This window comes from Amycolatopsis sp. NPDC059657 (assembly GCF_042734395.1).
In the GTDB taxonomy this organism is placed as follows: Bacteria; Actinomycetota; Actinomycetes; order Mycobacteriales; family Pseudonocardiaceae; genus Amycolatopsis.
On record NZ_JBHWEB010000059.1, the window covers coordinates 29,301 to 40,241 of the forward strand.

Below are 10,941 nucleotides of genomic sequence, written 5' to 3' on the forward strand. Positions count from 1 at the left end.
GACCGCGGATCAGCGCCCGGCGAAGAAGTCCCGCGCCGTCCGGGGTGCCCAGAGCAGGGCGACAAGGAGGATCTGCGCGGCACCGACGGCCGGGATCACGGCGTGGAACATCGGCGAGGTCGACCAGGAAACCGCACTGAACACGACCGAAAGCAGTTGGGAGACCGTGGCCAGCCGACGGGTCCACGGCCGGCCGGTGGCCAGTTTCCATGCCAGCAGCGCGCACAGCACCAGCAGCACGCCGTGGAAGACCGCTCCGGAGGCCACGGCGATGTCCGCCGACCGTGCGACCTCGGCCGCGGGGAAGCCAGGGTGCCGCGCCGCGATCTGGGCGCGCAGTGCGTCCGGCTTGGCCGCCATCACCGCGGGTACGACCAGGTGACTGATCGCGACGGCCACCAGCAACCCCCTGGCCGACTGGATCGGTGCGGGTATCCGCGAGGCCGGCGTGGGTGACTCCATGCTCTAGGCCTCCTTTTCCAGGGAACCTCGCGTGCGGCGCCATCGGGGGCCGGTAGTTCCGGCGGTCCGCGGGGTGTCACCGCGTTGTGCCCATGCCTGGTTGAGCCGGGTGATCAGCGCCAGCGCGGTGGCCACGTCCGCGTCCGGCCAATCGGCGATGACCTCGGTGAACACGGTGGTTCCGGCCTGGACCGTGGCCTCGATCTCGGCGCGGCCGTCTTCGGTCTGCCGCACGAGGAAGGTGCGGGAGTCGTAGGGGTCGGGCTCGACGATGAGCTGGCCCGCTCGTTCCAGCGCGGTGAGGTGCCTGCTGGTCGCCGAGGCCGTGAGGCCGAGTTCGGCGGCGATCGTGCTCGGGCGGACGGGGCCGAGCGCGGCCACCGTCCCGAGCACGCGGACGCGGGTGAGGTCCAGGTGCCGGGAAATCCGGCGGTGTCCCTGGTCGATGAGCTCCATGACCGCGAGCGCGAGGTCATTTCGTTGCGTCATGAAACGAAAATAGCAGGCTTGGGTTGCCTCGGCGAATAGGTCTAGTCCACACTGACGTCTCCGCCGTGTATCCCCCTGCAATGTCGCATAAGGAGCACGATGCGCCTCACTCGAAAGTTCGCCGCCGTCGCCGTGGTGACCGTGGCCGGAGTCGTCCTGATCCAGCCTGCCGCCTTCGCCGGGCCGGTCGGCAGTGGCTGGACCGAACACAGCCCCGCCTGGAACGTGCAGATCCAGAGCAAGGGCGTGATCACGTCCTACCCGAGCAGCACCACCAACGCCTCAGGGCCTGGCGGCTCGTATGCGCGGGCCGCCGGGGTGCAGACCTTCAAGCTCTTCAACAACGGGTCGAACCGGGTCGAGGTCCGCGTCCAGGACAATTACCGCACCGGTCAGCGGCAATTCGAGGGCGAGGTCAAGGTCACCGCGGGCACCGACGACGAAAGCGCCATGCAGATCTTCGGCAATGACGGCGACGGCGCCACCACGCTGATGATCAGGTCCTACGCGAAGAACGGCGGCACACTGCGTGGCGGCGGCAAGGATCTGATCAGCGATATCTACGGGAAGTGGGTGCACATCAACGTCACCCACAACGCCACCGCCACCGGCGGCGGCTACTCGATCTACATCAACGGCAAGCTCGTGCACACCGCCAACGGCCCCAAGGGCGACCACTACTTCAAATACGGGGTGTACGGCACTTTGCAGACGAGCGGCGCCGAACACCAGTGGCGTAACGTGCATTTCTACCGGAAGTAGCGGCTCGTTCTGCGGGGTTTTCGGCCATTCAGCAGCCGAAAATCCCGCACCACTACCAGCGCGGCCGAGGCCGCCTGCCGCGGCGGGCCGCCTCGGCGTGGCGTACCGCTTCGTCCAGGTCCATCCAGTTCGGCAACGTGCAACTGGTCGCACCGGAGACGAGAGTCATCCCGCCCGACCACACCCCCTCGGGAGGGTGGTGGAACTCCCATCCTTTGTAGACGAAAACCTGTGGCGCCGTGGGATCGGGCGCGGGAGAACCGATGGCGGGGAGCCAGGACGGCAGGGGTTCGCACGCGGCACGCCACTCGGGCGGAATTCCCGCGCTGCCCGTCCGGGCTGCGATGACCCCGCCGACGATCGCGCAGACGGTGTCGAGATCCTCGGCGACCTCCGCGGCGGTCCACAGCGCGTCCACATAGGAATCGAGGTGATACGCCGCGATCCACAATGCCAGCGGGACGGTGTCCACGGCGCTGACCTCGCGGCCGGTGCCGAGCAGAGCGGCGGCCTCCCGGATCGGCGTTGACGGGGAAAGCGGGATCGCGGCCTCGATCCGACGGCGGACGTCGCTGGAGGGAACCCAGGAGGCCACGGTTTCCAGCAGCTGAAGCGGGGTGAGCGCGGGCCAGGCCGCCGTCAACGCGGCGGCGACGGCCACCGCGATCGTCCCGGCGACACCCTCTGGATGCGCGTGGGTGACCACCGCGGACTTCTCCGCCTCGGCCACCACCTGGTTCAGGTCGGTGCAGAACCAGGCGCCCAGCGGGGCGACACGCATCGCCCCGCCATTGCCCCATGACCCGCCGCCGAACACGGACGGCGCCACGTCGCGCCACGACTCCCCCGCCTGATAGCGCAACAGCATCCGTTCGGCACCCGAACCGTAGCCACGGCCGGCATCGAAGCGCACGGCGAATGACGCGGCCAGTGCGTCCTGGTCGATTTCGCCGTGCCTGCCCAAGATCTCGTAGATCGAACAGGCCATCTCCGTGTCGTCGCTCCATGACCACGGCGCCGAGGGGAGTTCACGATCGCGGATCGACGGGTGATCACCAGGCAGCAGAATGCTCGAACCGAACGCGTCGCCCACCGCGAGACCCAGCAGGCTCGCGGTCGTCGGGTATTCGCCTGCCAACTTCGTCCCCCTAGGTCAGTACACTCCGGCGCTGGTCTATTCCGCCGGCAGCACGCGTCCCCGGACTTCGCCGAAACCGATGCGGCCGCCGTGCGCACCGGGCGCGGTGCCAGTGATCACCACTTCGTCGCCGTCGAGCAGGAAGGTACGCTCCTCGCCCTTCACCGTGAGTGGCTCCTTGCCACCCCAGCTGAGCTCGAGGAACGCGCCACGCTGACGTTTCTCCGTACCGGAGATAGTGCCGGAGCCGTACAGGTCGCCGGTGCGCGACGACGCGCCGTTGACCGTCATGTGCGCCAGCATCTGCGCGGGTGACCAGTACATCTCGCGGTAGGGCGGGCGGCTGACCTCTTCGCCGTTCCATTCCACGACCAGCTCGATGTCGAGACCCCACGGGCTGCTTTCCCGCAGGTACGGCAGCGGCTCGGGGTCCTGTCCCGGCAGCGGGATCCGCGCGGCTTCCAGCGCCAGCAACGGCACCACCCACGGCGAGATCGAGGTCGCGAAGCTCTTGCCCAGGTTCGGCCCCAGCGGCACGTACTCCCATGCCTGGATGTCCCTGGCCGACCAGTCGTTGAGCAGCACCGCGCCGAACACGTGCCTGGCGAAGTCGTCCGTGGTGATCGGGGTGTTCAGCGGCGTGCCCGTGCCCACGACGAAGCCCAGCTCCGCCTCGATGTCGAGCCGTGCGCTCGGGCCGAACACCGGCGCCGGGTCGTTCGGGCCCTTGCGCTGCCCGCTCGGGCGGACGATGTCCGTGCCGGAGACCAGCACGGTCCCGGCCCGGCCGTGGTAGCCGACCGGCAGATGCTTCCAGTTGGGCAGCAACGGTTCCGCGTCCGGCCGGAACAGCCGCCCGACGTTCGACGCGTGGTGCTCGGAGGCGTAGAAGTCGACGTAGTCCGCGACCTCGACCGGCAGGTGCATCGTGACATCGGTGACCGCGCGCACGGCCCCGTCCGGCAGCTCACCACCGACGAGCGCGATGATCCGTTCCCGTACCGCCACCCAGCGGTCGTAGCCCTGCGCCATGAACGGGTTCAGCGTCGGCGCGGCGAACACGTCGTCGCCGAGCGCCGCGGCGAGGTCGAGCACGCAGTCCCCGGCGCGTACGCCGACACGCGGGGTGCCGCCGCCGACGGAGAACACGCCGTAGGGCAGATTGTCGGTCCCGAACACCGAGCCCGGCGGGATGTCGATCGTGGTCATGCCTCTCCTCGTGGCAGCAGGCCGAGACCGGCCAGCTCGGTCAGTGGGTCATTGACGCTGCACGTGCCGAACGAGGTGAACCGCGCACGGACGAGGCCGGGGTCCAGCTCGCTCACCCTGGCCGCGACCACGTCGCCGTCGCGCTCGGCGAGCAGCTCTTCGGCACGGGCGGGGTCGCCGGCCGCGAGCAGCAGGTTGAGGAAACCGTGCTGCTCGAATCCGGTTTCCGGGTCGGTGTTGCGCACCGCGTGGTGCAACCCGGCGGTGGCCTTGAACGGGACGCCCGCGTCGACGGCCGCACGGATCGCGGCGGCCAGCTCGGCCTCGTCGGGGTACAGGTCGGCGCGGACACCGCCGGTACGGAACTTGGCACGGTGCCCCGTGCCCGCGAGTGCGCGCAGCAGCGGGAAACGGCGGTGGTCGCGCGGGATCTCGAGGTACACCGGAGCGGTCGCGGCCGTCACCGCTTCGAGCACCTCGTCCGGCCCCATACCGTCCGGCACGGCGATTTCCAGCGCCCGCAGTTCCACCGGCAGCGCCTTGGCGTTGTCGAGCACACCGGCCAGCTGAGCGGGCCCGCCGGGCAAGGTCACCGCGATCGGGAGCGGGCTTTCCCTCGGCGTGAGCAGTTCTCCCAATCCGCCGAGCGACGGCGCGGCGAGCACCAACGGGCCGACGAGGTCGGTGTACCAGGCCTTCCGGTACATGTCGTGCGCGGCGATCGCGTCCGGCAGTGGCGCCAAGCCGGGCGGGAATACGGCGGCATCGTCACACAGGCCCGCGAAGACTGCGGGGATCATGCCATCAGCTCCTCGTAGTACATGCTCGACCAGTTAGTTCACATGTTAACTATCCACACTCAGTTCCGGCTCCGCGTGTCGAACTCGGCGCGGCTGGTGATCAGTTTTCCGAGCAACATCACCAGGATGCGTTGCTCGGTCTCGGTGAGCGCGTCCGTCCAGCCGAACTCGCGCTCGTTGTGCTCCCGGAACACCGAGACCATCTCCTCGTGCCCCGCCCCGGTCAGCGACAGCCGCACGGAACGGCCATCGCGCTCATCCGGGGTCCGGTCGAGCAGGCCGTCCGCGACCAGCACCTTGACCAGGTTCGACACCGCGGCCCGGCTCATCCCGGTCAGCCTGGCGGCACTCTTCGGTTCCAGCGGCCCGGCCAGCCAGACCACGAAGAGCAGCCGGAAAGCCGACCACGACCGGCCGCGCGGCCGGTGAACGGCCGCTTCGAGGTCATAGGTGACAAGGTCGGAGGCGCGATTGAGGGTCAGCAGCACCTCGGTGGCCGACTGGTGCTTGAAGCCGTATTCGTCGGCGAGCCGCCGGTTGGCCAGCGCCACGAACGACCAGAAATCCAGCTCGGCCGCGTCCACGTCCTGCACGGCGTCAGCCTAACCACCCCTCCGCAAGGTAGTCAAACTCGAAACTATCTCCAGCAAGCCCCACCCAGGGCTCGTGAGCCTTCACCCAGCCATGCGTCAGGGTCGCCCCCGGATCGCTTGAAGGAATGAATGCCACGTTCACAACGCTGAGCGACACAAACGCCCCGTTCATGTCGTCCAGCTCGCTCCACAATGCGCACAAAAGCGACAACGTGGGACAAAAATCGCCAGCGCGAGTCCTTTGCAATAACCGCTCGCAACGTTCACGACCCCGGCTGCCCGGGTTCTTCCGCTAGCCCGCGAAATCGTGGGTGAGCCAGACGGTGCCGCGCGCGTCACGGGTGACCACGATGCCGATCCTGGTGAACGAGGAGCTGAGGATGTTCTTGCGGTGGCCGTCGTTCGGCGGCTTCTCGTCGATCATGCTCTGCGTCAGGCCGAGTGCCATGCGGGTGATCGCGTCGTTCGAGTCGGCGACAGGACCGCCGGTGCCGACGTTCTCGCCGCACGTGCTCCACTTGACGCCCGCGGCCGTCTCGCGGTCGCCGAGACCGGGTTCGCCCGGGCATTGGTGGGACAGGCCGCAGCCGTCGGCCATCGCCTGGTTGTGCTTGCCAGCGGCGGTCACCAGTGCAGGGTCCACCCGGAGTGCGGGCAAGCCGGCGTCGGCGCGGGTGTCGTTGATCAGCGCGAGCACCTTTTCGGCGGCCGTCGAGGCACGGGGCTTCGCGCTCGTCGTGGTCGTGGACTTGGTGGTCGTGGTCGACGGCGGCGGTTCACTCGACTCGCTCGTCTCGGTTTCGGCAGGCGTTGAGGTGGCGGTCGGTTCCGGCGAGGGCTCCGAGGTCAGCGAGACCGAAGGCGCCACGAACGCGTCCGCGGCCTGGGCGACCGGGGGCCGGTCGGCCGGCGTGAGCGTCAGGACGCCCACCACACCGAGTGCGCAGACGACGGCCGCGCCGGTCGCGATGAGCGCCGGTTTCGCGCTGGCGAGCTGCGCGACTCGACGCAACGGCGACACCGAAGCCAGCGGCACGCCGGCGGCTTGGGCGGCGGTCTCGTGCAGGTTCGACAGCAGCCGCGGCAGGTAGCCGACCGGGATCACCAGCAGTGCCGCGCCGATCAGGATCCGCTCGATCGGCAACGCGTCGGAGGTGCCGCGCCTGCAGCGAGGGCACTCTTCGAGATGGCGCAGGAAACGCTTGCGCCACAACGATCCCGGCTCGCCGGACCAGCCTTCGGCCGCCTGCTCGAGGCCGGCGCAGCGTGGCTCGGCGGCCAGCGCGCGCACCAGCGGGCGGACGGCCTCCAGCCGGGTCTTGAGCCTGCTGATCCGGACCGTGACGACGTGCGCTTCCAGTTGCAGCGCCTCGGCGACCTCGGTACGGGTGAGGTGACCAGCACGCTCCAGGGTCCACAGCGCGAGCAGCTCGCGGTCCGCCGGCGCGAGCCAGCGCGCGGCCTCGTCGACCTCGCGCCGCTGCTCGGCGACGTGCAGCCGGGACAACGCGACCTCGACGAACTCGGCCTCGGGGTCCGGGCGCTCCTCGTACCCGTCCAGCGGCGCGGGCGCGGCGTTGCGGCGGCGGTAGTGGTCGCGGATCTGGTTGAGGGTGACCGCGACCAGCCACGAGCGGAACCGGTCCGGGTCGCGCAGCCGGTCGAGGTCGCGGACCACGCGGAGCATGGTCTCCTGGACCACGTCGTCGACGTCGGCCGCCGAGGACAGCGCGTGGCCCGCGATGCTGTACACGAGCTGGAGGTGCTCGGCGACCAGCGCGTCCATCGCCTGGCGATCGCCTGCCTTCGCGGCCGTCACCTGGGTCATGTCCACCTGCGCGTGCCGCTCTCGACCGTTCACGTCCGCACCCTTACTTCAGCGACTGTTTGCCGTACGCACAGGAGACTGGGCAGCGCCGGACCAAGTCACAGAAACCCCGCACGCAAGTGACCCAGCTCACACGAAGAGGTCAGGGAATAGCCCCGCTCGCGCATGTGTTTGAGCGTTCAACTACTTTAGGGGAGTGGATATGGCTTACGAGATCCTGGGCACGCGGCAAGAGCCGACCTTCGGCCTGGACACCTTCGGTGACGTGGAGAACGGCCAGGACGGGCAGCCGGTGACCCAGGCCGAGGCGATCCGGCAGGTCGTCGCGGAGGGCGTGCTGGCCGACCGGGTCGGCGTCGACTACTTCGGCGTCGGCGAGCACCACCGCACGGAGATGGCGGTGTCGTCGCCGGACGTCGTGCTCGCTTCGATCGCCGGGCAGACCGAGCGGATCCGGCTGGGCACGGGCGTCACGGTGCTCAGCTCGGACGACCCGGTCCGCGTCTACGAGCGGTTCGCCACGCTGGACGCCCTGTCCAACGGGCGCGCCGAGGTCACGCTCGGGCGAGGCTCGTTCACCGAGTCGTTCCCCCTGTTCGGCTACTCGCTGTCGGACTACGAGGTGCTGTTCGCCGAGAAGCTGGACCTGTTCACGAAGCTGCAGGAGGAGAAGCCGGTCACCTGGACCGGCACTGTGCGTCCCGCGCTGGACCGCGCGCAGGCCTACCCGGTCACCGAGTCCGGCGGCCTGCCCGCGTGGGTCGGCGTCGGCGGCACGCCGCAGTCGGTGGTCAGGGCGGCCGCGTACGGCCTGCCGCTGGTGATGGCCGTGATCGGCGGCTCGCCGGAGCGGTTCACCCCGCTGGCCGACCTGTACCGCCGGGCCTTGCAGGAGGCCGGGCGCGGGGAACTGCCGATCGGCATGCACAGCCCAGGCCACATCGCCGAGACCGACGAACTCGCGATGGCCCAGCACTTCCCGCATCACCAGGCCGCCTTCGCGAAGATCGGCGCCGAGCGCGGCTGGGGCCCGATGTCCCGCGCCGACTACGACGCCATGGCCGGTCCGCGCGGCGCGCTGTTCGTCGGCTCGCCGGAGACCGTCGCGCAGAAGATCGCCTGGGCGGTGCGCACGCTCGGCCTCTCGCGGTTCCAGCTCAAGTACGGCGCGGGCGCGCTTCCGCACGAGCAGCGGCTGGAGTCGATCCGGCTCTACGGCGAGCAGGTCATCCCGCGCGTCAAGGAACTGCTCTGACCCCGGTACCCGATCGGGCGGCACGGGCCGCCCGATCGGACGGCCGTTAGGCGGACACTGGCGGGGGCGCGGTGATTACCTTCGCGTCATGACCCTCGTACCGACGATCGACATCAGCGGCTGGACCGGAGAACAGGCCGACCTGGTGTCGGCCGTCGACGACGCGTTGACGCGCGTCGGCTTCCTCCAGCTCACCGGCCACGGCATCCCGCGGCGGACGATCGACACCATGCGCGAGGCCACCACGGCGTTCTTCGCGCTCCCGACCGAGGAGAAGCTGCGCTCGGCCCCTGCCGACCGGGCTTCGGATCGTGGCTACGCCGCACAGGGCACGGAAGGCCTCGCATACAGTCTCGGCAAGTCGACACCGCCCGACCTGTCGGAGTCGTTCGTCATCGGCGCCGAGGACGTCGACACCTCGGACCCGGCGATCGCGGCCGAGCCGTACGGTTTCTTCGCACCGAACATCTGGCCTGCCATCCCGGCGGACCTGCGGCCGGCGCTCACCGCCTACGCGACCGAAGCGCACCGTGTCGCGCGGGTGCTGCTGGAGATCTTCGAGCAGGCGCTCGGACTCCCCCGCGGCCACCTCGACGCGTACACCCGCCATCCGACGCGGACCTTGCGCGTCAACCACTACGAGCGTCGCGCCGGTGCGCCGCAGCCGCTGCCGGGCCAGATGCGCCTCGGCGCGCACACCGACTACGGCATCGTGACCGTGCTCTGCGCCGACTCGGTGCCCGGCCTCCAGATCTTCGGCCCGGACGGCGCCTGGCACGACGTCATCCCTGCCGAGGGTGCGCTGGTGATCAACCTCGGCGACCTGACGGCCCAGTGGACCAACGACCGCTGGCGCTCGACCCTGCACCGGGTCGTGCCCCCGTCGGGCCCCGGCCCGGCCCGGCGCCAAAGCGTCGCGTTCTTCTTCGACGGCGATTACGACGCGCGCTTCGAGTGCCTGCCGACCTGCCAGTCCGCCGAGAACCCGCCCAAGTACCCGCCGGTGCTGGGCGGCGAGCACCTCCACGCGAAGGTCACGGGCGGCCGCGTCCTGGAGCCCGCGACGGCCATGAACACGGCGGCGGACCGCGGGTAGGGCACGAGCCCGCTTGTGTCAGCGCTTGCGCCATTCCTCGAACTGCTCAGGCGTGCGGACACCGTCGTCCAGCACTGACCGGTAGACGTCGTAGCTGCTGATGATCGAGCCGTAGCCCGGGTTCCGCGCCCACGCGTGCTTGATCCGCAGTATCGCCAGCCTGAGGTCATCGGTCAGCCGCTCGGGGAAGGTCTTGAGGTGCGCCAAATCGGGCTGGCGACTCGGATCGTCGACGAACCAGATGTCCAGGTTCCAGGTTTGCGCGGCCAGTGTGCGGTACTCGACCTTGAGGTAGAGCCCGTCCGGATACGCCGGGTCGACGTTCCAGTGGCCGGTGTCGTCGCGCATGGTCACCTGCCGCACCCTCGGCTGCGCGACCAGGTCCGCGCCGATCCGCCACACCGCCTCGTGGGTGGGTTCGTCGAGCGCGGGGCAGACCACCGTGAGGTCGATGTCGCGGCGGACCATCAGCTGCAGCGCCGAACTGCCCACGCGGATGGGGTCCCCCAGCGCGGCGAGTGCTTCGCCAAGGCCCAGAGCGGCGGTGACCTCGTCGGCTTCGGCCTGGAGTTCGTCCTGCCGTGCGAGCAGGTCATCGGAAAGCGCCACGAGCACAGTATGGCGTGCCTGCTCAGTAGGCTCGCGGGAAAGATCCCCGCGTGCTGTCGATTTCGGCGGTGGTCGTTCGACGAGTCAGTGACAGCAGGTCAGAGCACCCCGAGGAGCACCAGATGCGCACCCTGATTTCCACCACGTTCGTCTCGCTCGACGGCGTCATCGAGGCACCGGGCGGAGAGCCGGGTTACCGCAACGCGGGCTGGACCTTCCAGGACATCGAGTTCGACCCCGCCGCCTACGAACTCAAAGGCCGCGAGCAGGGTGAGGCCACGGCCATGCTGCTGGGCCGCGTCAGCTACCAGGCGTTTTCGCCGGTGTGGCCGACCATGACCGAGGAGTTCCCCGGCTACAACGCGATGCCGAAGTACGTCGTGTCGACCACGCTCACCGAGGAGGACCTGGTGTCCAACTGGGGTGAGACCACCATCCTGCGCTCGCTGGACGACGTCGCCGCGCTCAAGGAGACCGAGGGCGGGCCGCTCAGCATGCACGGCAGCGCCACGCTCAACCGCAACCTGTCCGACGCCGGCCTGATCGACCGGTACCACCTGCTGGTGTTCCCGGTGCTGCTCGGCGCGGGCAAGCGGCTGTTCAGCGAGACCGACAAGGCCAAGCAGAACCTCAAGCTCGTCGAGAGCGAGTCGTACTCCAACGGCGTCCAGAAGCTGGTCTACGACGTGATCCGCTGATC

12 protein-coding genes are annotated in these 10,941 nt (G+C 69.5%); 4 read left to right on the forward strand and 8 right to left on the reverse strand.

Annotation, left to right across the window (positions count from 1 at the left end; all coding sequences use genetic code 11):
• Positions 1 to 9: 9 nt before the first annotated feature.
• Together ACFV15_RS28255 and ACFV15_RS28260 are read right to left on the reverse strand one after the other, a co-directional pair.
• Positions 10 to 462 (reverse strand): hypothetical protein, encoded by a 453-nt coding sequence (locus tag ACFV15_RS28255; RefSeq protein ID WP_378353775.1) that lies wholly within the window; start codon positions 460 to 462, stop codon positions 10 to 12.
• A gap of 3 nt (positions 463 to 465) precedes the next feature.
• The gene (locus ACFV15_RS28260; RefSeq protein ID WP_378353777.1) at positions 466 to 951 is read right to left on the reverse strand and encodes a MarR family winged helix-turn-helix transcriptional regulator; all 486 of its coding nucleotides are present in this window, start codon (positions 949 to 951) and stop codon (positions 466 to 468) included.
• Positions 952 to 1,050: 99 nt separating this feature from the next.
• On the opposite strand from ACFV15_RS28260, the gene ACFV15_RS28265 reads away from it, so the two are divergent.
• On the forward strand, positions 1,051 to 1,713 hold the full coding sequence (locus ACFV15_RS28265) for a polysaccharide lyase family 7 protein (RefSeq protein ID WP_378353779.1): 663 nt from the start codon (positions 1,051 to 1,053) through the stop codon (positions 1,711 to 1,713).
• Between the two features lie 52 nt (positions 1,714 to 1,765).
• Here ACFV15_RS28265 and ACFV15_RS28270 read toward each other — a convergent pair whose 3' ends face one another.
• The 5 genes from ACFV15_RS28270 to ACFV15_RS28290 form a co-directional block, all read right to left on the reverse strand.
• Positions 1,766 to 2,851, reverse strand: a complete 1,086-nt coding sequence (locus tag ACFV15_RS28270) for an ADP-ribosylglycohydrolase family protein (protein ID WP_378353780.1) — start codon at positions 2,849 to 2,851, stop codon at positions 1,766 to 1,768.
• Positions 2,852 to 2,887: 36 nt separating this feature from the next.
• On the reverse strand, positions 2,888 to 4,060 hold the full coding sequence (fahA, locus tag ACFV15_RS28275) for a fumarylacetoacetase (RefSeq protein WP_378353782.1): 1,173 nt from the start codon (positions 4,058 to 4,060) through the stop codon (positions 2,888 to 2,890).
• Positions 4,057 to 4,860 carry a hypothetical protein gene (locus tag ACFV15_RS28280; protein WP_378353784.1) on the reverse strand — a complete coding sequence of 268 codons (804 nt, stop codon included), beginning with the start codon at positions 4,858 to 4,860 and terminating at the stop codon, positions 4,057 to 4,059. Before ACFV15_RS28280 ends, fahA begins: the two co-directional genes overlap by 4 nt.
• A 59-nt stretch (positions 4,861 to 4,919) precedes the next feature.
• The gene (locus ACFV15_RS28285) at positions 4,920 to 5,453 is read right to left on the reverse strand and encodes a MarR family winged helix-turn-helix transcriptional regulator (RefSeq protein WP_378353786.1); all 534 of its coding nucleotides are present in this window, start codon (positions 5,451 to 5,453) and stop codon (positions 4,920 to 4,922) included.
• A gap of 292 nt (positions 5,454 to 5,745) precedes the next feature.
• Positions 5,746 to 7,314 (reverse strand): sigma-70 family RNA polymerase sigma factor, encoded by a 1,569-nt coding sequence (locus ACFV15_RS28290; RefSeq protein ID WP_378353788.1) that lies wholly within the window; start codon positions 7,312 to 7,314, stop codon positions 5,746 to 5,748.
• A 169-nt stretch (positions 7,315 to 7,483) separates the two neighbouring features.
• Here ACFV15_RS28290 and ACFV15_RS28295 point away from each other — a divergent pair, with 169 nt between their 5' ends.
• On the forward strand, positions 7,484 to 8,536 hold the full coding sequence (locus ACFV15_RS28295; RefSeq protein ID WP_378353789.1) for an LLM class flavin-dependent oxidoreductase: 1,053 nt from the start codon (positions 7,484 to 7,486) through the stop codon (positions 8,534 to 8,536).
• 88 nt (positions 8,537 to 8,624) lie between these two features.
• The gene (locus ACFV15_RS28300; RefSeq protein WP_378353791.1) at positions 8,625 to 9,632 is read left to right on the forward strand and encodes an isopenicillin N synthase family dioxygenase; all 1,008 of its coding nucleotides are present in this window, start codon (positions 8,625 to 8,627) and stop codon (positions 9,630 to 9,632) included.
• A gap of 18 nt (positions 9,633 to 9,650) precedes the next feature.
• Here ACFV15_RS28300 and ACFV15_RS28305 read toward each other — a convergent pair whose 3' ends face one another.
• The gene (locus tag ACFV15_RS28305) at positions 9,651 to 10,241 is read right to left on the reverse strand and encodes a hypothetical protein (protein ID WP_378353792.1); all 591 of its coding nucleotides are present in this window, start codon (positions 10,239 to 10,241) and stop codon (positions 9,651 to 9,653) included.
• Between the two features lie 122 nt (positions 10,242 to 10,363).
• On the opposite strand from ACFV15_RS28305, the gene ACFV15_RS28310 reads away from it, so the two are divergent.
• On the forward strand, positions 10,364 to 10,939 hold the full coding sequence (locus tag ACFV15_RS28310) for a dihydrofolate reductase family protein (protein WP_378353794.1): 576 nt from the start codon (positions 10,364 to 10,366) through the stop codon (positions 10,937 to 10,939).
• Positions 10,940 to 10,941 lie beyond the last annotated feature (2 nt).